General features: G+C 37.5%; 21 protein-coding genes and 3 tRNA genes. 18 read left to right on the plus strand and 6 right to left on the minus strand.

From position 1 onward, the window contains the following. Positions 1 to 87: 87 nt before the first annotated feature. The 4 genes from IGJ46_RS05310 to IGJ46_RS05325 all read left to right on the plus strand — a co-directional run bounded on the left by IGJ46_RS05310 (position 88) and on the right by IGJ46_RS05325 (position 4384). Positions 88 to 2280 (plus strand): Tex family protein, encoded by a 2193-nt coding sequence (locus IGJ46_RS05310; protein WP_002381943.1) that lies wholly within the window; start codon positions 88 to 90, stop codon positions 2278 to 2280. Between the two features lie 26 nt (positions 2281 to 2306). Beyond that, entirely contained in the window at positions 2307 to 2768 is a 462-nt protein-coding gene (locus IGJ46_RS05315) for a SprT family protein (RefSeq protein WP_002365561.1), read from the plus strand. 68 nt (positions 2769 to 2836) lie between these two features. Further along, positions 2837 to 2920 (plus strand) — tRNA-Leu (locus tag IGJ46_RS05320). A gap of 246 nt (positions 2921 to 3166) precedes the next feature. Next, positions 3167 to 4384, plus strand: a complete 1218-nt coding sequence (locus IGJ46_RS05325; protein WP_002357817.1) for a pyridoxal phosphate-dependent aminotransferase — start codon at positions 3167 to 3169, stop codon at positions 4382 to 4384. Between the two features lie 65 nt (positions 4385 to 4449). Here the strand turns inward: IGJ46_RS05325 and IGJ46_RS05330 are convergent, their stop codons facing one another. After that, positions 4450 to 4626, minus strand: coding sequence for a hypothetical protein (locus IGJ46_RS05330; protein ID WP_002357816.1), 177 nt, complete (start codon positions 4624 to 4626; stop codon positions 4450 to 4452). A gap of 177 nt (positions 4627 to 4803) precedes the next feature. Here IGJ46_RS05330 and IGJ46_RS05335 point away from each other — a divergent pair, with 177 nt between their 5' ends. Continuing rightward, the gene (locus tag IGJ46_RS05335) at positions 4804 to 5631 is read left to right on the plus strand and encodes a helix-turn-helix domain-containing protein (RefSeq protein WP_002381942.1); all 828 of its coding nucleotides are present in this window, start codon (positions 4804 to 4806) and stop codon (positions 5629 to 5631) included. Between the two features lie 100 nt (positions 5632 to 5731). After that, positions 5732 to 6880, plus strand: a complete 1149-nt coding sequence (gene nagA, locus IGJ46_RS05340) for an N-acetylglucosamine-6-phosphate deacetylase (protein ID WP_002357814.1) — start codon at positions 5732 to 5734, stop codon at positions 6878 to 6880. A gap of 42 nt (positions 6881 to 6922) precedes the next feature. Here nagA and IGJ46_RS05345 read toward each other — a convergent pair whose 3' ends face one another. Together IGJ46_RS05345 and IGJ46_RS05350 are read right to left on the minus strand one after the other, a co-directional pair. Beyond that, positions 6923 to 7309, minus strand: a complete 387-nt coding sequence (locus IGJ46_RS05345) for a hypothetical protein (protein ID WP_002357813.1) — start codon at positions 7307 to 7309, stop codon at positions 6923 to 6925. Positions 7310 to 7322: 13 nt separating this feature from the next. Beyond that, positions 7323 to 7982, minus strand: a complete 660-nt coding sequence (locus tag IGJ46_RS05350; protein WP_002357812.1) for a DNA/RNA non-specific endonuclease — start codon at positions 7980 to 7982, stop codon at positions 7323 to 7325. 160 nt (positions 7983 to 8142) lie between these two features. Here IGJ46_RS05350 and IGJ46_RS05355 point away from each other — a divergent pair, with 160 nt between their 5' ends. The 8 genes from IGJ46_RS05355 to IGJ46_RS05390 all read left to right on the plus strand — a co-directional run bounded on the left by IGJ46_RS05355 (position 8143) and on the right by IGJ46_RS05390 (position 14666). Then, positions 8143 to 8844, plus strand: a complete 702-nt coding sequence (locus tag IGJ46_RS05355) for an ABC transporter ATP-binding protein (protein WP_002360463.1) — start codon at positions 8143 to 8145, stop codon at positions 8842 to 8844. A gap of 9 nt (positions 8845 to 8853) precedes the next feature. Then, a complete protein-coding gene (locus IGJ46_RS05360) occupies positions 8854 to 11490 on the plus strand; it encodes an FtsX-like permease family protein (protein ID WP_305733589.1) in 2637 nt (878 codons plus the stop codon). Between the two features lie 183 nt (positions 11491 to 11673). Beyond that, positions 11674 to 12207, plus strand: coding sequence for a hypothetical protein (locus IGJ46_RS05365; RefSeq protein ID WP_002357809.1), 534 nt, complete (start codon positions 11674 to 11676; stop codon positions 12205 to 12207). Between the two features lie 16 nt (positions 12208 to 12223). Then, complete coding sequence (locus IGJ46_RS05370) at positions 12224 to 13693, plus strand: flotillin family protein (RefSeq protein ID WP_002357808.1); 1470 nt, start codon at positions 12224 to 12226, stop codon at positions 13691 to 13693. A 146-nt stretch (positions 13694 to 13839) separates the two neighbouring features. After that, the gene (locus IGJ46_RS05375) at positions 13840 to 14073 is read left to right on the plus strand and encodes a DUF2969 domain-containing protein (RefSeq protein ID WP_002357806.1); all 234 of its coding nucleotides are present in this window, start codon (positions 13840 to 13842) and stop codon (positions 14071 to 14073) included. Between the two features lie 96 nt (positions 14074 to 14169). Continuing rightward, positions 14170 to 14250: transfer RNA gene (locus IGJ46_RS05380), tRNA-Tyr, on the plus strand. Positions 14251 to 14260: 10 nt separating this feature from the next. Next, a tRNA-Gln gene (locus tag IGJ46_RS05385) sits at positions 14261 to 14332 on the plus strand. A 154-nt stretch (positions 14333 to 14486) separates the two neighbouring features. Further along, positions 14487 to 14666 (plus strand): hypothetical protein, encoded by a 180-nt coding sequence (locus tag IGJ46_RS05390; protein ID WP_002357804.1) that lies wholly within the window; start codon positions 14487 to 14489, stop codon positions 14664 to 14666. Between the two features lie 55 nt (positions 14667 to 14721). Here IGJ46_RS05390 and IGJ46_RS05395 read toward each other — a convergent pair whose 3' ends face one another. After that, the gene (locus tag IGJ46_RS05395; protein ID WP_002357803.1) at positions 14722 to 15333 is read right to left on the minus strand and encodes a TetR/AcrR family transcriptional regulator; all 612 of its coding nucleotides are present in this window, start codon (positions 15331 to 15333) and stop codon (positions 14722 to 14724) included. A 175-nt stretch (positions 15334 to 15508) separates the two neighbouring features. Here IGJ46_RS05395 and IGJ46_RS05400 point away from each other — a divergent pair, with 175 nt between their 5' ends. From IGJ46_RS05400 to trxB, 4 genes are all read left to right on the plus strand, one after another. Then, positions 15509 to 19756 carry a 2-hydroxyacyl-CoA dehydratase gene (locus tag IGJ46_RS05400; RefSeq protein ID WP_202579008.1) on the plus strand — a complete coding sequence of 1416 codons (4248 nt, stop codon included), beginning with the start codon at positions 15509 to 15511 and terminating at the stop codon, positions 19754 to 19756. 206 nt (positions 19757 to 19962) lie between these two features. Further along, positions 19963 to 20670: a GntR family transcriptional regulator gene (locus tag IGJ46_RS05405; RefSeq protein ID WP_002357800.1), complete on the plus strand. Its 708-nt coding sequence runs from the start codon at positions 19963 to 19965 to the stop codon at positions 20668 to 20670. An 820-nt stretch (positions 20671 to 21490) separates the two neighbouring features. After that, positions 21491 to 21922 carry a cupin domain-containing protein gene (locus IGJ46_RS05410; protein ID WP_218391533.1) on the plus strand — a complete coding sequence of 144 codons (432 nt, stop codon included), beginning with the start codon at positions 21491 to 21493 and terminating at the stop codon, positions 21920 to 21922. A gap of 168 nt (positions 21923 to 22090) precedes the next feature. Continuing rightward, positions 22091 to 23005 carry a thioredoxin-disulfide reductase gene (trxB, locus tag IGJ46_RS05415; protein WP_002357780.1) on the plus strand — a complete coding sequence of 305 codons (915 nt, stop codon included), beginning with the start codon at positions 22091 to 22093 and terminating at the stop codon, positions 23003 to 23005. 42 nt (positions 23006 to 23047) lie between these two features. On the opposite strand, the gene IGJ46_RS05420 is transcribed toward trxB, so the two are convergent. Then, positions 23048 to 23509: a hypothetical protein gene (locus tag IGJ46_RS05420; RefSeq protein WP_002355960.1), complete on the minus strand. Its 462-nt coding sequence runs from the start codon at positions 23507 to 23509 to the stop codon at positions 23048 to 23050. Positions 23510 to 23705: 196 nt separating this feature from the next. Continuing rightward, positions 23706 to 24206 (minus strand): plasmid sex pheromone cAM373 precursor, encoded by a 501-nt coding sequence (camE, locus tag IGJ46_RS05425; RefSeq protein WP_002358931.1) that lies wholly within the window; start codon positions 24204 to 24206, stop codon positions 23706 to 23708. Positions 24207 to 24227 lie beyond the last annotated feature (21 nt).

The following is a 24227-nucleotide window of genomic DNA, read 5'->3' on the forward strand; positions in this document are numbered from 1 at the left end:
GTATGAATCAGTTACCTCACTTCTATATTTAGAAGCAAAAATATGCTAAAATAGATAAGTATGCATAAGAAAAGAGGTATCTAGTTAATGGCAGAAGCTTATAACGAAGAAGTAGTAGCGCTACTTCAAAAAGAATTGACAACGTATCGTTCAAAACAAATAACAACGGTTTTAACTTTATTAAATGAAGGAAATACAGTTCCTTTTATTGCCCGTTACCGGAAAGAAATGACTGGAAGTTTAGATGAAGTCCAAATCCGTGAAATAGAAGAACGTTATCATTATTTACAAAACTTGAAAAAGCGGAAAGAAGAAGTTCTCCGTTTAATTGAAGAGCAAGGAAAACTAACAAAAGAACTCAAAACAGATATTCAAAAAGCAGTAAAAATGCAACAAGTGGAAGATTTATATCGACCATATAAACAAAAACGTCGGACCAAAGCGACTATCGCGAAAGAAAAAGGGTTGGAACCATTAGCAGATTGGTTGCTCTCTTTACCTGAAAACGCGGATATCTTAGCTAAAGCGGCTACTTTTATTAATGAAGAAAAAGAAGTTGCAACCGCCGAGATAGCCTTGCAAGGTGCTCATGAAATTTTAGCAGAACGTATTAGCGATGAACCAAAATACCGAACATGGTTACGTGATTATATGGTTAAACATGCGCAATACGTTAGCGTAGTTAAGGACGAAGAAAAAGACGAAAAGCGGACCTATGAAATGTATTACGATTTTGCAGAACCAGTTAGCAAAATGGTGCCGCACCGTGTCTTAGCAACGAATCGTGGTGAAAAAGAAGACATTTTAAAGGTTTCCCTTGTCGCTGATGAAACAAAAATTAATGATTATTTCCAACGTCAACTAATCGGCAAACAAGCAACAAGTTTTGCTGCTCCATACATTGAGGCTGCTTATTTAGATAGCTATAAACGATTTATTGGACCAGCGATTGAACGGGAGATCCGCAATGAATTAACAGAAAAAGCTGATGAACAAGCGATTGCAATTTTCGGTGAAAATTTACGTAATTTATTATTACAGTCACCACTTAAAGGAAAAGTTGTTCTAGGATTTGACCCGGCTTATCGGACAGGTTGTAAATTAGCAGTTGTCGATGAAACGGGTAAAGTTTTAGCAATTCAAGTGATTTATCCACATAAACCAGCGACTGCTGCGAAACGTGAAGCCGCTGGTCCAGCCTTTAAAAAGATCATTGAAGACTATCAAGTGGACATGGTAGCTATTGGAAACGGAACGGCAAGTCGTGAATCTGAATTGTTTGTGGCAGAGCAATTAAAAGCGGTGAAACGGGACGTCTTTTACGTGATTGTTAATGAAGCAGGGGCTTCCGTTTACTCTGCGAGTGAAGTGGCTCGTAAAGAGTTTCCTGATTTACAAGTCGAAGAACGAAGTGCGGTCAGCATTGCACGTCGTTTGCAAGATCCGTTGGCAGAATTAGTAAAAATTGATCCCAAAGCAGTCGGGGTCGGTCAATATCAGCATGACGTATCGCAAAAACGTCTTGCCGAGCAATTGGATTTTGTTGTGGAAACTGCAGTAAACCAAGTTGGTGTCGATGTGAATACAGCGAGCGCTCAACTTTTACAACATATTTCTGGCTTAAATAAAACAACGGCGCAAAACTTAGTCACTTATCGTGATGAAAATGGTGTCTTTACAGCACGAAATCAAGTCAAAAAAGTACCTCGTTTAGGACCAAAAGCATTTGAACAAGCAATTGGCTTTTTACGAATTCCTAATGGCAAAAATGTGTTAGATAACACTGGCATTCACCCAGAAAGTTATCCAGTAGCACAAGCAATTTTAGAAAAAGCAGAGATTGCTTCTAAAGAATTAGGGACAGCAGAAGCTATCGAAAAATTGAAACAGTTACCAGTGAATCAATTAGCTACTGAGTTAGAAGTAGGTTCAGAAACACTCACGGATATTATTGCTAGTTTAATCCAACCAGGTCGTGATATGCGCGATGAGATGTCAGCACCACTTTTACGTAAAGACGTGTTGACGATGGAAGATTTGAAACCAGGAATGGAAATGCAAGGGACTGTTCGAAACGTAATTGACTTTGGTGCGTTTGTCGATATTGGTGTGAAGCAAGATGGCTTAGTCCACATTTCTAAGTTAAGTCCTAAATTTGTTAAGCACCCAACGGATGTTGTTGCGGTGGGGGATGTAGTCACAGTTTGGGTAGAAGATGTTGACTTGAAAAAGGGGCGTATTAGTTTAACCATGTTGCCTCGGGCTGATAGAAAAGAGTAACAATGAAAGAGTCTCAACCAGTCTTGATGACAGATCAAGCGCTTCAAACGCTAGTGGAAAAAATTTCAATCGTATTTTTTCAGAAACCTTTTCTGCATCAAGCTACATTTAATCGGCGGTTAAAAACTACGGGCGGTCGCTATCATTTAGCTTCGCATCACCTGGATTTTAATCCAACTGTCTTTTTAAAGTATGGACAAGAGGAACTGGAAAAAGTCATTAAGCATGAGTTATGTCACTATCATTTACATTTAGCTGGCAAAGGCTATCAGCATAAAGATAAGGACTTTAAAGAGTTATTGGCTAAGACTGGCGGTGCCCGTTACGCACCGCCTCTAGTAGAACGGAAAAAAGCAGTTTTCCATCAGTACCAATGTCAGTCTTGTGGAGAAGTCATCCTCAGAAAACGACGAATTGATACGACACGATATGTCTGCGGAAAATGTCATGGGCGTTTGTCCTGGCAAGCGAAAAAAGAACAAATCTAACAATTCTGGTCTTTGTTATCTTGACAAAGACCAGTAATTATTTTAGGATAAATAAGTGCTCTTAAAATGCAGATGTGTTGGAATTGGCAGACAAGCATGATTGAGGGTCATGTGGACAGATGTCCGTGTGGGTTCGAGTCCCATCATCTGCATCAACTAGTATAACAAGAGGTCGGGACAGAAGTGTTTAACTCCGAGAAATAAGAAGGAGTTGCTTCTGTTCCCGCCGTTTATCAGTTTTTGAGCGTGGAGCAAAAATCCAAAGTGATTTTTGTCCCACGCTCTTGTTTATTACGGAAAAACCATCAATTTTTTATTAAATTCTGATATTTATTATTGCTTTTTCATTATAGTTGGCGTAACTTTAGAGTATAAATTTGTGAAGCGAGGGAGTCCGTGTGAGAAATTTTAAAAAATCTGATAAATTAAATAACGTAAGTTACGATGTCCGTGGTCCTGTTTTAGAAGAAGCAGAACGCATGCAAGAAGAGGGCATACGTATTTTGAAATTAAATACAGGGAATCCAGCGCCATTTGGTTTTGATGCCCCAAATGAAATTGTGCGCGACATGATTGTGAATGTTCGCGATTCAGAAGGTTATTCCGATTCAAAAGGTATTTTTTCTGCAAGAAAAGCGATTGAACAATATTGCCAATTAAAAAAATTTCCTAATGTAACGATTAATGATATTTACACTGGTAATGGCGTGAGTGAACTAATTACCATGTGTATGCAAGGCTTGTTAAATAACGGCGATGAAGTACTTGTGCCAATGCCAGACTATCCTTTATGGACTGCTTCTGTTTCTTTGGCGGGCGGTACACCCGTTCATTATATTTGTGATGAGCAAGCAGAATGGTATCCAGACATTGATGATATAAAATCAAAAATAACTTCGAATACAAAAGCAATCGTTATTATAAATCCAAATAATCCGACTGGTGCTTTATATCCGAAAGAGTTATTACTAGAAATTGTCGAAGTGGCACGTCAAAATGATTTAATTATTTACTCCGATGAAATTTATGATCGTTTGGTCATGGACGGTTTGGTTCATGTACCGATTGCTACATTAGCACCTGATTTATTTGTCGTAACATTGAATGGTTTGTCAAAATCACATCGAGTGGCAGGCTTCCGATGTGGTTGGATGGTGTTAAGTGGAGATAAATCACGAGTAAAAGGGTATATCGAAGGGCTAAATATGCTTGCTTCCATGCGGTTATGTTCGAATGTGTTGTCACAACAAATCATTCAAACCGCATTAGGCGGCTATCAAAGTGTCGATGACTTACTTTTACCAGGTGGCAGAATTTACGAACAACGAGAATTTATTTACAATGCGATAAATGATATTCCTGGTTTATCAGCCGTGAAGCCTAAAGCAGCTTTCTATATTTTCCCAAAAATTGATACGGCCAAATTTGACATTTATGATGATGAAAAATTTGTTTTAGATTTCTTACACAAACATCATATTTTATTAGTCCATGGTGGTGGGTTCAACTGGCAACAACCAGATCACTTCCGTATTGTTTATTTACCGAAAATGGAAGACTTAAAAACTACAGCAGATAAAATGCGTGAATTTTTAAGTACCTACAAACAAAAATAAAAGAACTACCAAAAAATAGCCTCTAACGAAGCTATTTTTTGGTAGTTCTTGTTTTATCAACAATACTATTCTGCGGTTTCACATGCTTTTTTACTAATAATCATTCGGTTGGTATATTTTTCTTCCATATCAGGACTAGGATTTGCTACTACGATGAGATAAGAATTTTCATACTCCTTCTCCACAAAGCCTGAATAATTTGTTTTTTCCCAAATGAAGTGAACCTTTTTCTCTTCGGCCATACAATAACACTCCTTTTTAATAAAAATGAACCTATTTATTTTCTAAGAAAACCTTAGATAATGTTCTTGCAGTATATTATGCAATAAAGTACAATAAAAGCATAATGCGAATTCGCATATTTTGACAAAATCCCCATTTTGCAAGGAAAATGGCCGATATAAATAGGAGCTATTGTGATGAATTCTTTAGGTGCAGTTATTAAAGAAATTAGAAAAAATAGAAAATTGACACAGAAAATGTTATCAGAAGACATCTGTTCGCAAAGTGTTTTAAGTCGCATTGAAAACAATGAAGAGTTGCCAAACGTTCTCGTGATGCAACAACTTTGTGATCGTTTAGGTGTGACTGTTGACCAGATTATGCGTTATAAATCTGGTGATGTGCACGTTGTTACGTATTCATTTGAAAAAATGGCTGAATATTTTCGCCATAAAAAATATCAATTATTATTAAATTATTTAAAGGAAAATCGTATTGAAGAACAATTGTATTTAGATACGGACTGGCAAAAATATTATTATTATTTAGGTAGTTGTGAATTGTTTGTTCTAAATGATTATGAAAAAGCTATTGCTAGCTTGCGTAAAGGGTTATCTTTCACCTATAAAGCTGATAAGTTAAATGTTTCTGATTTAGAGATTCAATTAATTAGTTGTCTAGGTGCTACTTATGGTTACATGGGCAATCGAGTAGAAGCAGAACGATTTTTAAGTTTGAGTATTCATTATTTTAATCAATTGCCAAATGAACGCAGTAATGCAGAATTAACGAAAATATTTTTTAATTATGCTGATTTCTTATTTAAAAATTATACAGAAAAAGATGCCGAAATTTATGTGGATCAAGGAATTACTTGGGCCCGCAAAAAAAATAGTTATTATTATTTAAGTGAATTATTAAATCTAAAATATTTAGTTTTAATGAGAAAGAATAAACACGAAGAAGCAGAACGTTATTTAAACTTAGCACAACAAATGAAAAATGTGGAAAGTGGCAATCTTTAAAAAATCCTCAGAATTACTTAAAAGGTCTACACCATTTCTTGACTTTTGTACTGATTAAGAGTACTTTTGAAGTAAGTAAAATAAAGAAAGAAGGATGAAGATGAAAACATTTATCTTTGCAGACAAGTTCTTTTTAAAAAGCGATGTTAAAGGACCTGGTTATTTAGAAATCACGGATGGTATCTTTGGTAATTATACAAAAGATGAACCGCAAGGGGACGTAAAAATTATTCGTGAGGAAGGCAAATGGATTGCCCCAGGTTTAGTCGATACTCATATTCATGGTTACATGAATCATGACGTAATGGATAACGATGCAGAAGGCATTAAAGTGATGTCTGAAGGCTTATTATCTTGTGGTGTAACTTCATTTTTACCAACAACGTTAACTTCAAGTAAAGAACGTTTAACAGACGTTGCACGTACGATTGGTCAAGTCTACCAAGAAGTACCTGGTGCAAAAATTCAAGGGATTTACTTTGAAGGACCTTTCTTTACTGAAGAACATAAAGGCGCACAAAATCCAAGTTATTTTGGAGATCCAGACCTTGATACATTCCACGAATGGCAAGAAGCTTCAGGCGGAATTATTAAGAAAATTGCGTTGGCTCCAGAACGTAATGGTGTGAAAGAATTTGTTGAAACCGTTACAGATGAAGGTGTCGTTGTTGCTTTAGGCCATAGTAATGCGACCTTAGAAGAAGCTGATGTGGCGGTTGAAGCAGGCGCTAGCGTTTTTGTTCATGCATATAATGGGATGCGTGGCTTAAATCACCGTGAACCAGGGATGGTTGGTGCATTGTTAACGTTACAACACGTTTTCTCTGAATTAATTTGTGATGGACACCATGTACATCCGCAAGCGGCTGAAGTATTGATGGAAAAAGCGGGCCATGATCACGTTGCGTTAATTACAGACTGCATGATGGCTGGCGGTATGCCAGATGGCAACTACAATTTAGGTGAATTTCCTGTTGTGGTAGCAGAAGGAACGGCTCGTTTGGATACTGGGAACTTAGCAGGTAGTATTTTAAAACTAAAAGAAGCAATTAAAAATGTAGTTGATTGGGGTATTGCAACACCTGCACAAGCAATTATGATGGCTTCATTAGTTCCTGCGATCAGCTGTAAAATTGATGATCAATGCGGCATGATTGCAAATGGTCGTGATGCTGACTTTATCGTATTAGAACCAACCATGGAATTAGCAGCCACTTATTTAGATGGCGTAGAACGTTATCGAGCATAAGACACAAGAAAAAGCTTGCGGAAATTTATCCGCAAGCTTTTTTTATAATTCTTTGGGTAAAATCGCAGAAGTGATTTCTTTGTTTTCATAGGCAATAAAAAAATCGATTAATTGCTTGTCAAATTGCTCAATATCCTCTTTGTAAAGGGAGCTGGGAATCACAAAGGTTTGCTCTAGAGTGCCTGCTAGATAATCGCCATCTAAACTTTGGGCGACAACTAAAAATTCTTGTTCGCGCCAATGTTCCACATCTGTTTCAGAAATGGTTTCCGGAGAGGCTAAAAATTTACAATTTTCGACAAACTGTTCATCAATTTCTTCACTGAAAGTTAATTCAGCATCCTCTTCTTGAGGTTGAGAGAGGATTGCTTGCAAAAATGTTTGTGGTTTTGCATCGGGTAATGTTTCTTTTAGCTGTTCAAAATCCAATGAAAGTTCCTCCTTATTGTTTGTTTAAAATAGTTACTGAAAAATCAATGGGTGAATTTGTTTTAAGGCTTTTGGCTTCTAAGATGATTTTTTCAGCCAACAAATCGTTTCCGTTATATACAGGTGTCACGCGATAGCGAACGGTTTCGCCGCGATCAAGAGCTGCCCGAATCTGATTTTCATATTTCGTCATATAAGGAGTGTTGACAGGATTCTGATACAAGGTGGTTAAGTTACGTGGATCATCACCACTGCCTCCCATTTGACGGCCGATTAGGTGGCCACGCGAATGATTAGCTTTTCCTGAAATGAAACCAGCTGGTCGAATATCTTTATTAGCGGAAGTTCCTGTATTGACCATTGCGGGTTTTAATAGCGCATCAGCGCCTGTCGCTCGTTTTAGACGATCTAGTGAATGATAAGTAATCCAGCCGTTTGAGTTATCCTTTAATTCCTCTGCTGAAAATGTGGCTTTACCATTTTCAATTGGTCCTGGATTATCTCCTTTTGGTGCTGGTGTGCTTGAAGGGGTAGTTGTTTGTGGTTGAACATTAAATAAATCTTGTAAAGCATCAGGAACTTTAACGCCAACCGCGCCTAAAATTAAAATGATTAATGCGCCAATCAGCATGATGGTTGAATTAAATGGTGGTTTCTTCTTTCTGTTTGCCATAACGTGCTCCTCTAATTTTATACTTGCAATAGTCCAAATTTAAGTGGACCATCTTTTCTATTATACGTAAATTTGCTAAAAAATCAAAAAAGGCTTTTCTTTGAAAGACTTGTTTTCTCAGATATGTTACTATTTTAATGTAGAAGGGAAGGGATAGTGGATGGCCTATATTGAAGTCAAAAATGAATACAAGCGTTACCAAATGGGAGAGACAACTATTACTGCGAATGACGGCATTTCTTTTGAAGTGGAAAAAGGAGAAGTAGCGGTTATTTTAGGCCCCAGCGGTGCTGGAAAATCAACTGTTTTAAATATTCTTGGTGGAATGGACAGCTGTGATGAAGGGGAAATTATTATTGATGGCACAGATATCGCTCAGTTTTCAGAGAAACAATTAACCACTTATCGACGAAATGATGTCGGGTTTGTTTTCCAATTTTACAATTTAGTCCCAAATTTAACGGCAAAAGAAAATGTCGAATTGGCTTCGCAAATCGTTGCGGATGCGTTGGATTCGACCACTGTTTTACAATCGGTGGGTTTAGGGGAACGTTTAGATAATTTTCCAGCGCAACTTTCTGGTGGTGAACAACAACGAGTGACCATCGCCCGTGCGATTGCTAAAAAGCCCAAGTTACTTTTATGTGATGAACCGACAGGAGCACTGGATTATGAAACAGGGAAACAAATTTTAACTATTTTGCAAAATACTGCTCGTGAAACTGGAACGACCGTCTTAATTATTACCCACAATTCAGCCATTGCAGAAATGGCCGATCGGGTAATTCGAATTAATGATGCGAAAGTTCGCGAAATGACTGTGAATGATCAGCCTAAATTGGTTGCTGAAATTGAATGGTAGGTGCCTAAAATGAAGAAAACAGCGCTAATTAAAACAAGCTTACGTGAAATTAGACAATCTACTACACGATTTTTATCGATTATGGGGATTATTTTCCTTGGTGTAATGGTCTTTGTTGGTTTGAAAGCTACTGGACCAGATATGATTAAAACCGCGAATAATTATTACCAGAAAGAGCAGCTTCCAGATGCGCGAATAATTTCTACAATGGGACTGGAAAAGAAAGATTTAACAACACTACAGTCTTTAAAAGATGTCGAAACAGTTGTGCCGCGGTATACAATAGATGCCACGATTGGGCCGCAAAATAATGCAGTAAAATTGTTTGGCTATCGAAAAAATCAAGCAGGATCGGTTAACTATCAAGTAGTTGACGGTCGGTTACCTAAACAAACAAATGAAATTGCATTAGATACATTAGCGAAAACTAGATATGACTATAAAATGGGTGATAAAATCACTTTAAACGATGCAGCGATTAAAGAAAAAGGGCTGAAACAAACTCATTTTACTGTTGTTGGATTTATCAATTCACCAGAATATATTGATAATACATCCAGGGGAACCACAACGGTCGGGTCTGGAACGTTAAACTTTTTTGGCGTGGTTTCGGAAAAAGCCTTTGACAGTCAACGGTATCCAGAATTGCTAATCTCATTTCGTTCATTAAAACATCAAAATACGTATTCCTCTGATTATGAAAAGAAAAGAGAGCAGGCCTTAAATCAAGTAAAAGAGGCACTGAAAAATCGGCCAGAAGAACAGGTTGCGGCTCTGCGTGATTCGGCTCAGCCGGACATTAACCAAGGTCGGCAAGCGCTGGAAACGGGAAAACAAGCACTTGCGCAGTTGGAGCAACAACCAGGAATTCCAGCTGAGATGCTTGAAAAGCAAAAAGACGAATTGGCTAAACAAGAACAACTGTTGGCTGAAAAAGAAACAGAGCTAGCCAATTTGAAAGCCCCAACGTATTATTATTTTACTAGGGAAGACAATCCAGGATTTTCTGAATATCAAGATAACGCTGATCGGATTTCTTCTTTAGCCACGCTGTTCCCGTTGTTCTTTTTCCTAATTGCGGCATTAGTCAGCTTAACTACCATGACACGTATGGTTGAAGAAAAAAGAATGGAAATTGGTAGTTTGAAAGCTTTAGGTTATCGTAATCGTGAAATTGCTTCGATTTTTATTACCTATGCAACGGTTGCCAGCCTAACAGGTGCATTATTAGGATTGGCAGTTGGCTATTATCTATTCCCTAAAATAATTTTTGATGCCTACGGTCAAATGTACAATATTCCTGATTTAGTTACACCGTGGTACTTAAATTACAGTTTATGGGGCATCATTGTAGCCTTAGCTTGTACTGTGGGAGCGGCCTTAGTGACATTAAGAATCGATTTATTAAGTACCCCAGCTACCTTGCTAAGACCCAAAGCGCCGAAAGCAGGACAACGGATTTTACTAGAACGAATCCGCCCTTTATGGCAACGCATGAGCTTTATTCAGAAAGTGACCGCTAGAAATCTGTTCCGCTATAAACGACGGATGCTGATGACCGTTATCGGAATAGCTGGTTGTATGGGGCTGTTAATTGTTGGTTTTGGTTTACGCGATTCAATTGTGGATGTCGCTACAATTCAATTTAATAAAATCTGGCATTACCAAGCAGTCGTGACTTTTAAAGAGCAAACAACACCTGAAGAGACAAAAGAGTATCAAGAAACGTTGCGCAAACTGGATGGTTTGAATAAAACAATTCCGTTATATTCAGAAATCTTTAAAACGAAGGGCCAAGGTGCACCAACTCAAAATATTACTCTTTATGTGCCACAAGATCCTTCGAAAATGGCTGATTTTCAGTTATTTAATGATCGAGTCACTGGAGAAAAATATTCCCTCAACGATGACGGTGTAATCATTAATGAAAAATTAGCTAAATTATTTGGCTATAAAGTCGGAGATCAATTAAATTTAGAAAATAGTGATAATCAAACCTATCACGTGAAAATTGCCGCGATTGCAGAGAACTACACGGGTCATTTTGTCTATATGACGCCGAAACTCTACCAGACGATGACGAAACAGAAGCCGGAGTATAATACAGAATTCCTACTTTTTGACAAAAAGTTATCCTCAAAACAAGAAACCTCAATCGGAGAGGCGTTGACAAAACAGCCGAAAGTGTTGAACATTACGTTTTTAACTGCGATGAAAGGTTCGTTTGATGATATGCTGAAAAGCCTTGATATTGTCATTTGGGTACTAATTGCTGTTTCTGGCTCTTTAGCGTTAATTGTGTTATATAATTTAACCAACATTAATGTTTCTGAACGGATTCGAGAACTTTCCACGATTAAGGTTTTAGGGTTTTACGATCGTGAAGTCACCACCTATGTTTACCGTGAAAACATTATTTTAACGTTCATTGGTATTATTGTTGGCTGCTTCTTTGGGAAAATTTTGCATCAGTATATTTTAGCAACCGTTGAAGTTGATTTAATTATGTTTTCGCCAATTATTCATTGGCCAAGTTATCTGTATTCCGCAGTCATCACCATGTGTTTCACGTTGTTTGTGATGGTCATTATGCATCGGAAATTGAAGAAAATCAATATGATTGAAGCGTTAAAATCAAATGAATAGCACATTTTAAAAAACGAGGAGTCCATAGAAGTTCGATAATTCTAGGGCTGCTCGTTTATTGCTGCTTCTTTTATTAAGAAAAAATAGGTCTTAAGATGTATCTTTTGAGATTTATTTGGAAATTACTACTCTTTTTATTTAAAAATTGGTACACTATTACTAGGTTATAGCACAGAAAGGAGTGTGGGAAAAGTGTTAGAAGGTCTACCATTGGAAACGGTTTATTTTTATGCATTAGTGGGGAGCGCGGTCCTCGCTTTTTTACTAATTATTTTTGGGGATGTTTTTAATTTTGATGGACCGGTTGACCCAATGCTGATTATTCCATGGATTGCTTTTACCTCGCTGTTTGGGTACCTTGGGGAAGAATTAACAGCGGTGAATAGTTGGCTTATTTTAATTGTCAGTGGTATTCTTTCAACCATTATTGTTTTCTTCCTAAATTTTTATGTGTTGGTCCCTTTGAAAAATTCGGAGGCCACAATTTCTATTTCGGAAAAAGACATGGAGGGTCGTGTTGCTACTGTGATTACCCCAATTCCTGTCCGGGGAATGGGCGAGATTCAATTGAAGAGTGTCACAGGTTCGTTAAGTCGACCAGCAGCATTTTATGTGCCACAAGAAGTGGCTGCGCCAAGAGGTAGTGAGGTATTGATTATTGAATTGAAAGAACGGGTTTGTTATGTCATTCCTTACGAAGGCAGTCTAAAAATATAGAGTAGGAGAGAAGAAAATGGGGATTTTGTTACCGATTATTATTGCAGTTTTAGTATTATTAATGTTATTAATTGTGTTTGTTTCTAAATATCAGACAGCCAAACCTGATGAAGCGTTAATTATCAGCGGGAGCTATCTAGGCTCTAAAAATGTTCATGTAGACGAAGGTGGCAACAAAATTAAAATCGTTCGTGGCGGTGGTGCGTTTGTCTTACCAGTGTTCCAACGTTCAAATCGAATTAGTTTGCTTTCAAGCAAATTAGATGTTTCTACACCAGAAGTGTACACAGAACAAGGGGTTCCTGTGATGTGTGATGGGACATCAATCATTAAAATTGGTTCGTCAGTTGAAGAAATTGCGACAGCAGCGGAACAATTTTTAGGAAAAACAACGGAAGAATTAGAAAATGAAGCACGTGAAGTATTAGAAGGACATTTACGTTCGATTTTAGGTTCAATGACAGTGGAGGAAATTTACCAAAACCGTGATAAATTTAGCCAAAGTGTACAAGAAGTTGCCAGTGTTGACTTAGCTAAAATGGGCTTAGTTATTGTGTCGTTCACAATTAAAGAAGTTCGTGATAAAAATGGATACTTGGATTCATTAGGGAAACCAAGAATCGCTCAAGTTAAACGTGATGCAGATATTGCTGAAGCAGAAGCTTTGAAAGAAACTCGCATCAAAAAAGCGGAAGCAGAAAAAGAATCACAACAAGCGGAATTGCAACGTCAAACAGAAATTGCAGAAGCTTCAAAAGAAAAAGAATTGAAATTAGCGTTATACAAACAAGAACAAGATATTGCCAAAGCCAAAGCAGACCAAGCCTATAACTTGGAAAGCGCGCGTGCACAACAACACGTGGTGGAACAAGAAATGGAAGTCAAAGTCGTTGAACGTCAAAAACAAATTGAGTTAGAAGAAAAAGAAATTACGCGTCGTGAAAAACAATACGACTCAGAAGTGAAGAAAAAAGCCGATGCAGATCGTTACGCACGCGAACAAGAAGCTCTTGCTCAAAAAGCACGCGAAGTAGCAGAAGCTGAAGCAGAACGCTTCAAAGTTGAAGCATTAGCCGAAGCGGAAGCCAATAAAACGCGTTTAACAGGTCAAGCGCAAGCCGAAGCTATTTTAGCTCGTGGTGCAGCGGAAGCCGAAGCCAAACAAAAGATTGCTGATGCCTTCAAAGAATATGGTGAAGCAGCTGTGTTAAGTATGGTGATGGAAATGTTGCCACAATTAATGAAAGAAGCAGCACAACCACTGGGCAACATCGACAAGATTTCAGTGGTAGATACAGGCGCAGGTGGCGAAAATTCTGGCGCCAACCGTATTACCAATTATGCAACAAACTTGTTGGCTGGTACACAAGAAACACTAAAAGAAACAACGGGCCTCGACGTGAAAGAGCTAATTGAAAACTTTTCTAAAAAAGGTACCTCAAATAGCGTGAACTATCATGCAACAGAAGGTTCAGAAAAAGAATAGAAATCAGCCTTTAAGGAGTAGCGAATCGCATTTCGTTACTCCTTAATGCTGTATTGAAACGATAAACGAACAATCTGACAGAGAAATAGCGAGTGCTTGTTTTGTTTTAAAGATTCTGATAACATAGAGTTCTTGGAGGGATAGAGATGTCAAAAAAGAATAAAGATATTGAAGTACGTGTTGAAGAAGAAAAAGCCCAATACAATGGAGCAAATGTTTTAATGAACAAATTATTTATTGGTAAAAAAGAAATCGGTCGTGTCATTCCGCAAAATGATAAAAAATTCATCATTGAAATTGATGGCAAGCAAGAAGGTACAGCAAAAAATCTGGACGAAGCCTTTGAAACAATTATTCGTCAATGGAATTTAAGTGAATAAAAAATAAATAACAATTTTTTTAAAAAAAGGGTTGCTTTTTTCTGGAAAAGATTGTATTATAACTAAGTCAGGTCGTTACAGCGACAATGACTTTTTGGAGGAATAGCGAAGTGGCTAAACGCGACGGACTGTAAATCCGTTCCTTAGGGTTCAGTGGTTCGAATCCACTTTCCTCCATTTTCTTTTTTGGGGTATAGCCAAGCGGTAAGGCAACGGACTTTGACTCCGTCATGCGTTGGTTCGAATCCAGCTACCCCAGTTTTCAGAACATTTCTGGTAGAGAGATGTTCTTTTTTTGTATAATTATATAACAAAAATGAGGTAAGATTTTCCTCATGTACAGGCTAGAAAAGTTTTCATTTATATAAGAATATGCTAAAGTATTAAGAAAGAATAGTCTGGAGTTGATAAGAATGAACTTTAAAGAAAAAATTACAGAAATGGTTGAAAATGTTTACGATTTAGCACGCGATGGTAAGTATGATGTCAAAGTTGACTTAATTCCTCGTAAAAAAGGCAACATCAAAAGTGGTGTTAAAGTCACTTCTTCAAGAAATACAGCCCACAATATCAAATGGCGTTCAAAAAACTAATTCGTCTTTAACAGAAACACCGGAGCAGACAAAATTATTGTCTACTCCGGTGTTTTTATTTTTCTAATTCGATGCCTAAGACAGTTAAATGACCATTACCAACTAATTTGATAACTAATTGGGCTAAGTGGTTGGGTGTCATATCCGTTTCGCTAGTAATCCACCAATGAAGGGTACCGATGAAGATAGAGGTCATATATTCAATAACAAAATCTATCGGTACATCAATATCATTTTCGGTAATACGCAACTGCGAAAAAATCGTCGCATATTTTTCTTCGATAATTTCAGCTAAGCGTTTTCGAAAGTGTTCGTTGAAATTATTGTCCATGATAGTTAAGAAGAAAGATTTGTTCTCTTGAATATTAATATAGAGTTGCGTCAGAAGTTCTTCAATGTGCTTCACGCGGACACGGTTGCCATTAACCAGTTGTTGCGAATCAAGAATAGCGGTAAAAGCACTAAGCGTAAAGGTGAAGATTGCATCATATAAATGCTGTTTGTCTTTAAAATGAGCATAAAAAGTCGCACGATTAATCATAGCTTCATCAGCAATATCCTGAATCGTCACCGCTTCGTAGCCTTTCGTTTCTACAAGTTTAAAAAAAGCTTCAATAATCATTTTTCTGGTTCGTTGTACTCTAAGGTCTGTTTTCTTTGCCATCATAAATTCCTTTCGAGATAGTCAACATTCGCGGAAACTTTGTTGTTTATCTCACAAAATAGGGTAAATTGCTTGTTGCAAATCATTTAGAACCTTTCTAAAATAGGTATATCTATTATAACAAACAGTTTGTATAATAATCAACAAACTGTTGAAAAATGAAGGGGTATTTTAATTGATGGTTATGAGAGCAGGGATTGATGTTGGGTCAACGACAGTAAAATTAGTATTTTTAAATAAACAAAATCAGCCTATTTTTACAAAATATGAACGCCATTTTTCAGATGTCAAAGCAGCAACGGAACGCATTTTAAAAGAAGGGCTAGCAAGGATCGGTGCAGACCAACCTGTGACAATGAGCATAACTGGCTCTGGTGGTATGGGGCTGGCTGAGGTATTAGGGATTCCCTTTGTTCAAGAGGTTATCGCGTGTACACGAACTGTTGAAACAATAATCCCAGAAACGGATGTTGCTATTGAACTTGGCGGAGAAGATGCAAAAATCACTTTTTTTGATGGTGCTTTAGAGCAACGAATGAATGGTAGTTGTGCAGGTGGGACAGGCGCCTTCATCGATCAAATGGCTGTTTTACTTAAAACGGATGCCAATGGAGTGAATGAATTGGCGAAGAATTATCAAACTATTTATCCGATTGCTTCCCGCTGTGGGGTTTTTGCCAAAACGGATGTTCAACCTTTAATCAATGAAGGAGCAGCGAAAGAAGATATCGCGGCAAGTATTTTTCAAGCGGTAGTTAATCAAACAATCGCCGGGTTAGCTGCTGGTCGCAAAATTAAAGGTAAAGTAGCGTTTTTAGGGGGACCCTTATTTTTCATGTCAGAATTGAGAAAACGGTTTGTTGAAACCTTAGCAATTCAGCCAGAAGATGTTATTTTTCCAGAACAACCGCAACTGTTTGTAGCAATGGGTGCAGCACTTTATTCAGAAGATGCAGCCGAATGTACATTGGAAGAATTAATTCAGCGCTTAGTGAACAGCCAGGCTACTGATTTACAGCCGAGCGACACGTTACCACCGTTATTTAACAGCGCAGAAGATTTGGCAGATTTTCGAGAAAGACACGCGCAAGCTCAAGCAACGGAGAAACCTTTATCTCAACATACTGGCGTGACCTTTTTAGGGATTGATGCAGGCTCTACAACGACAAAAGTCACATTGATTGATGAAGATGGTCATTTGTTGTTTTCTTTTTATGGTAATAACCAAGGGCAACCTTTAGAAACCACCATGACAGTACTGAAATCACTTTATCAACAACTGCCTGAAGAAGTTTTTATCGGAAAAGCGGCTGTTACAGGATATGGAGAACAGCTAATAAAAAATGCGTTAAAAGTCGATATTGGTGAAGTTGAAACGATGGCCCATTACAAAGCAGCCAACCATTTTCAGCCAGGTGTGGATTTTATTTTGGATATCGGAGGACAAGATATGAAAGCGATGACCATTAAAAATGGCGTGCTTTCCTCGATCCAATTAAATGAAGCTTGTTCTTCTGGGTGCGGTTCTTTTATCGAAACCTTTGCGCAATCTTTAAAATATAATGTGAAGGATTTTGCTTTGGCCGCTTTAGAATCGCAAGCGCCTGTTGATTTAGGTTCTCGGTGTACTGTTTTTATGAACTCAAAAGTGAAACAGGTTCAAAAAGAAGGGGCCTCTGTCGGCGATATTTCTGCTGGACTATCTTATTCAGTCATCAAAAATGCCATTTATAAAGTTATTAAGGTTCGCCGACCTGAAGAGTTGGGAGAAAAGATTGTCTGCCAAGGAGGAACATTTTACAATGAAGCGGTCTTGAGAGCTTTTGAAAAAATTAGCGGTCGTGAAGTGGTTCGTCCTTCTATTGCTGGTTTGATGGGGGCCTATGGGGCAGCGCTGATTGCTTTGGACGCTTATGAAATTGGGGAAGAAACCACGCTTCTTTCTTTAGAAGAGTTAGCGGCATTTACCTCTGAAAAGGAATTTACTCATTGCGGCTTGTGTGAAAACAATTGTCAATTAACGGTCACAGTGTTTTCAGATGGGCGCCAATTTATTACGGGAAATCGCTGTGAACGTGGTGCACGAATTAAAATTAAACGAGAAGAACGCAAAGTGAATTTGGTTGATTATAAGTACCGCAAGTTATTTAAGTACCGACCTTTGCGGGAAAATAAAGCGTTTCGTGGGCGCGTGGGTATCCCTAGAGTCCTAAACATGTATGAAAATTATCCTTTGTGGCATACATTTTTTACTGACTTAGGCTTTCGGGTCGAATTATCGCCACGTTCTAATAAACAAATCTATGAACAAGGCCTTGAAACGATTCCCAGTGATACGGTTTGTTACCCAGCGAAAATGGCGCATGGACATATTCAAGCATTAATTGATGCGCAAGTGCCAATTATCTTTTATCCTGGTGTCGTTTTTGAACAGCAAGAAACAGTGGAAGCAGATAATCATTTTAATTGTCCAATTGTGCAAAGCTACCCAGATGTTATTCGAAATAATGTGGATGCCATCAGAGAGGGCCAAGTGGATTATCGAAATCCCTATCTTAATTTAGCGAATGAAACTGCAGTTGCCAAAGTTTTAGCTGAAAATTTTGCTGATTTAGGGATTTCCCTAGAAGAAATTCAAACAGCGCTGCATCATGGTTATCAAGAATTAGCAGCCTTTAAAAAAGAAATTCAAGAAAAAGGCGAAGAAACGTTAGCCATGTTAACTGAAAAAGGCCAGAGAGGAATTGTCTTATCGGGACGACCGTATCACTTGGATCCAGAAATTAATCACGGCATTGCCGAAGTCATTACACAGGAAGGATTCCATGTCTTGACAGAAGACAGTATCTCGCATCTTGGAGACGTGCAGAATTTACGTGTGGTGAATCAATGGGTCTATCATTCTCGCTTATATGCGGCGGCTAAAGTAGTGGCTAAGACGAAAAATTTAGAACTTGTCCAACTGAATTCCTTTGGTTGCGGCTTAGATGCTGTGACAACCGATCAAGTAGAAGAAATCATGGATCGGTCTGGCAAAATTTATACAGTCCTCAAAATCGATGAAGGCGCGAATTTGGGCGCAATTCGTATTCGGTTGCGCTCCTTGAAGGCGGCTGTCAATGAGCGGGAGAAGCAACAGTTTGTTCCGCATATGCAAATGGAAGAGCCAGAGAAAATTGTGTTTACAAAACAAATGAAAAAAACACATACCTTACTGTTACCAATGCTTAGCCCGATTCATCAATCTGGATTAGTCGATGTAGCATTACAAGCTTCTGGCTATCATGTCGTCTGTTTGCCTGCGCAAGACAAAGAAGCTGTGAATGTCGGGTTAAAATATGTCAATAATGATGCGTGTTACCCAGCAATTATTTCCATCGGACAACTAGTTGAAGCTTTGGAAAGTGGTCAATATGATTTGGATAATGTCAGTGTCTTAATGACGCAAACAGGGGGCGGTTGCCGCGCAACGAATTACATTCCATTATTACGAAAAGCCTTAAATGATGCTGGTTTTTCTCAAGTTCCTGTAGTTTCAGTTTCGATGGGCAATAAAGGAGTCGAATCCAATCCAGGATTTAAATTTACGTTGCCAATGATCAAGCGCTTAGTAGTTGCCTTTTTATATGGTGACTTATTCGAACGAGTAGTTTATCGAACAAGACCTTATGAAACAGAAAAAGGAATGGTGGATCAACTGCACCAAGATTGGCTAAAAAGAGTGGAAGCCAATGTCCGGAATGGTTCGCTGACACAATTTAATCACTTCATGAAAAAAATTATTCGGACGTTTGATGAAATTCCTTTACAAGAGATAAAAAAACCAAAAGTCGGTGTGGTCGGGGAAATTTTAGTGAAATATTCGCCGACAGCGAATAATGATATTGTGCGTTTGCTAGAAGAAGAAGGTGCTGAAGCAGTTGTGCCAGATATTGTTGGCTTTATGAACTATTCTTTGTACAATCAAATTTGGAAATACGAAAATATGGGCATGTCAAAACAAAGCAAACGTTTAGCAGAATTTGCGATAAAAATCATTGAATTGGTAGAAAAACCAATGGATAAGGCATTGAGAAAATCGGTCCGTTTTGATGGTATTCATTCCATTTATGATATGGCAGCAGATGCAAGTAAAATTTTATCAATTGGCAATCATACGGGTGAAGGTTGGTTTTTAACAGCTGAAATGATTGAGCTCTTAAAACACGAGGTGAATAACATCGTTTGTATGCAGCCGTTTGGATGTTTACCAAACCATATTGTTGGAAAAGGGGTCGTGAAAGAGCTACGACGCCAATATCCGCAAGCAAACATTGCGGCGGTGGATTATGATCCAGGGGTATCTTTGGTCAATCAGTTGAACCGAATCCGTTTGATGATGGCCACAGCGAACAAGTTGTTGAAAGAAGAAAATGTAAAAAGATAATAACTAATAGAAATTCGTTTAAAAACATTTGACTTGGTCACTTTTTACTGACTAAGCCAAATGTTTTTGTTATAAAAAGAAAGCATGCAACTAGACCAACTTTGATAAAAATTCCAATTCCTCTTTTATTTATCATTTTTTGGTTGTTTACACGGTCTATACCAGTTATAATAGAAGAGGAGATGAACGAAGAGGAGGAAGCGTAAATGGTTCAAAATATACCAATTTATATTCAAATTCACGATAAAATCAAAGAAGATATTGAAAAAGGTGTCTGGAGTATCGGGGATCGTTTGCCCTCTGAGCGAGAATTAGCCTTGAAATTTGATGTTAGTCGAATGACCTTACGCCAAGCCATTCAGACTTTAGCAGACGAAGGGATTTTAGAACGAAAAATTGGTTCAGGAACGTATGTAGCACGTAAGAAAGTTCAAGAAACAATGACAGGTACCACTAGTTTTACAGAAATTACCTTGTCTCAAAATCGCGTTCCTTCTAGTCGGACGGTGTCTTATTTTGTAGCGAAACCTAGTTCTAGTGAGATGGAAAAATTACAACTAGGTCCAGAAGATTCAATTTTACGAATGGAAAGAATTCGTTTTGCGGATGACATTCCGATTTGTTTTGAGGTGGCGAGCATTCCTTATTCATTGGTCTCGCAATATGGCAAATCTGAAATCACGAACTCCTTTTATAAAACACTTGAAGCCAAATCTGGCCACAAAATTGGCCATTCTAACCAAACAATCTCTGCTGTTCAAGCATCGGAACAGATCGCAGAATATTTAGAGATTAAACGAGGCGATGCGATTCTGCGTGTGCGCCAAGTATCCTATTTTGAAAACGGACTACCTTTTGAATATGTTCGTACGCAGTATGCAGGAAGTCGATTTGAGTTTTATTTAGAGAAGTAGAGAAATGATAAGTATGGAAAAATGCCAAGAAATAGGCTGAGGTAAGATATTTTAACCTCCAAAAGTTGTATCTGAAAAATACAATTTTTGGAGGTTATTTTTTATGAACTTATCAGGTAGAATTCAAATTAAAATTAGTGAAAGCATCTCAATTCAAATAAATATTGAATAGAGTAGCAAGTCTGAATACCAGAAAAGTGAGATGGTTTGTCCCGCTATAAATATTGTTAAAAAATAAACTTATAATAGCTGCTAGTTTATTTGCTTTTATTCTTTTTTTGGCTGTAGTTCATTTTTGTCCATTTTTTACATTTCTTTTTTAAACTGATAAACCGACATAAGTAATCTGGATAAAAATATCAAAAATTCAGGTTACTGACAAACATTTAATTAGCATCTAAAAAATAATCATGTAAATTAAATGAGCAACGAAAACATCTGTTAGGGTGCTATCAATTTTTTTAAAATCTACATATGATTAAAACTTGATGCTATAATGTTACTAGTAAGGTTAATGTATACCATAGCAGTATTTGAGAAAAGTAGAAGTGTTTCTGATGTTAGATATGTGGGCTGTGTGTTGACTGATTTTCCTTTGAAGTTGAATAATAAGTTCGTGAATAATCGGAAATACTATATTTTTTCTGGTGAACAGATGGATTAGTGAAGATTGATACTGAACAGTCAATTGTTTTAAAAAAAGTGATTTTCAAATGGTAATAAAAGTATATTTAAAGGAACTCGAATTTTCAGAAAGTAGCTTCAAACTTAGTTTGAAAGAATAGCTTTCGGCTATAAAAAAAGTTAAAAGGAGCCTGCCATGTTACAGAAATATATAGAAATTTTAACAAGAGACGAGGTCATCTTTCGTAAAAAGCCAGATAGAACAGAAGTAAATTATTTTCTATTTCCAGAGTTTGAAATACATATAAATAGCTTGCCAGGAAAAACTGTGCAAGGTTGGCATAAGCATCACAAAATCGAGGAAGTTTTACTTGTGCAGTCTGGAAAAGTGAAAATAGAAGAGGTAGAAAATCAGCAAATTGTTTCAAGAATTTGTGCAGAAGGAGAACTTATTCGGATGCATAATAGTCTTCATCGGATTAGTAATCCTGATACGTTATCTGCATCATTTACAGTATTTCGTTTTGTTCCACAAGGGCAAAATCAACAAGAATGCATAAAAAATGATAAAGAAGAATTCTCTGATGCGGCAGTACAACGGCTTCTAAAAATCAATGATTCGTTGTGATCGTTATTTTTAAACTTTTCTTTTCCCCCTCCTAGAAAACACAAAACCGTGGTACAATAACTTACGTAATAGACACACCTACTCCGAATGTCAAAAAAGGGCAGAAAAGTAGACAAGAAATTGTTTAAGGAGTAAAGTAAACTTACTTAAAATTTTGGGGGAAATAAAATGTATGATGTAATTATCATTGGTGCCGGTCCTGCTGGGATGACGGCAGCACTTTATGCATCACGGTCCAATCTTTCTGTATTGATGATTGAACGCGGTGCGCCTGGTGGGCAAATGAACAACACTGCTGAGGTAGAGAATTACCCAGGCTTTGATTCTATTATGGGTCCAGAATTGGCCTATAAAATGTATGAAAATGTAGAAAAATTTGGTACGGAAAATGCGTATGGTATTGTGATGGGCATCGAAGACCACGGATCCTATAAAGAAGTGATTTGTGATGACAAATCTTATGAAGCTAAAGCGGTAATTATTGCAACAGGCTGTGAACACCGAAAATTGGGTGTAAAAGGCGAAGAAGAATTTGCTGGCCGTGGTGTTTCTTATTGTGCTGTTTGTGACGGTGCTTTCTTTAAAAATAAACGCTTAGTAGTCGTTGGCGGCGGCGATTCTGCAGTTGAAGAAGCAATCTATTTAACGCAATTTGCTTCTGAAGTAGTGATTGTTCACCGTCGTGATGAATTGCGTGCGCAAAAAATCATTCAAGATCGTGCCTTTGCAAATGAAAAGATTTCCTTTGTTTGGGATACAGTTGTCGAAGAAATTGTTGGCAATGAAATGGTCGTGACAGGTGTGAAAGCACGGAATGTCAAAACAGATGAAGTTTCTGAAATTGAAGCAAACGGCGTGTTCATTTACGTGGGGCTAGATCCATTAACAGAACCATTTAAAAAAGCTGGTATTACGAATGAGGCTGGTTGGATTGAAACAGACCAAGAAATGAGAACAAAAATTCCTGGTGTTTATGCCATTGGTGATGTCCGTGAAAAAACATTGCGTCAAATCACGACAGCGGTCGGTGAAGGCGGTATTGCTGGACAACAAGTATTTAACTATATTGAAGAATTAAAATAAAAAAATGCTTTTGCCTTTAATAATAAGGGCAAAAGCATTTTTTTAATAGGTTCCTTTAATGACAAAATAAGAGCCGCGAATGGTTCCAGCTAATTTTGATTTTTGACGAGCAAATTTGAATTTTCCTTCAAATTCTGCAGGGATTGCCATACCATCTGAAAGTTTAAACCCAACGGCGCGTTTGCCTTCCTCAGCTAATGTGTACATCACGTTAACTGCTAAGCCGTTTTCATAAAATACATAGGCCATTTTTATGCCATCTAAAGTGAAAGAAGAAATTTCAAGTGGCTTGTAAGGGAAATGTAATTCTCGTTCTAATAAAATTTTTTCAATCCAGGCCAATGTTTCTGGAGCTTCAGAGGCAGGGACGGTCGTAAAGCGATGTTTGTATTTATTCCAAAAATAGCGAGCTTCATTCGCTCTTAGTCCAGCAAGGGCAGGTGCCACTGGTGAACTTTCTAAACCAATAGTGGCTACTTCTTTAAAATCAACTGTATAAACCATGAATTGATACTCCCATCTTTTCTTTTAAACTAAGTATAACGGTAGCAGGGGTAACGAACAATTATTATTACTTAAAAGAATGAAATTGGGACAGAACGATCGGCTTCGGAAAATGTTAAGGTTTCCTAATGCGTAGTTTCTGTCCCAAAGAGTATTTTAAGATTTGGTTATTTCGTGATAAGTTATACGCTTGTGCTTATTTATTGGCATCTAAGGTAACTTTTTCATCTGCCGTAGTCGTTTTAACATCTACTGTATAAACAAGTTTATTGTTATTTTTGGTTAACTTCCAAGTCAAAATACGTGGAGAAAGTCCTCCAACTTCTTTTTTTGCTTTGGCTAAAACGTCGTTAACAGCGCCTAATTCTTTGACTTCAGCAGCTGAAAAGGCTGTCTCGTTTTCGCCAAGTTGATTTGCTTCAGTATTTTTGGTGACTTTTCCTGTTTCAGGATTCACGTAAAGTGTTTCTGTATCGTTGGTAAAGATATAGCTGTAGTCACTTGCTGGTTCTGTATCAAATTGGACATTTACTAATGGTTTGCTGTTGCCAGCTTCTTTTTCATAGATTTCAGCAGCTTGCTGCAAACTAACTTTGTACTTAGTATCTGTGACAGCATCTTTTCCTATGCCACAACTAGCTAAAATAAAAATAGCTCCTAAAAGTGAAAAAAATAGTAAAAATGGTTTTTTTAACATGAAATTACCTCGTTTCTTTTT

The sequence above is a fragment of the Enterococcus sp. AZ120 genome (assembly GCF_050546165.1).
Classification (GTDB): Bacteria; Bacillota; Bacilli; order Lactobacillales; family Enterococcaceae; genus Enterococcus; species Enterococcus faecalis.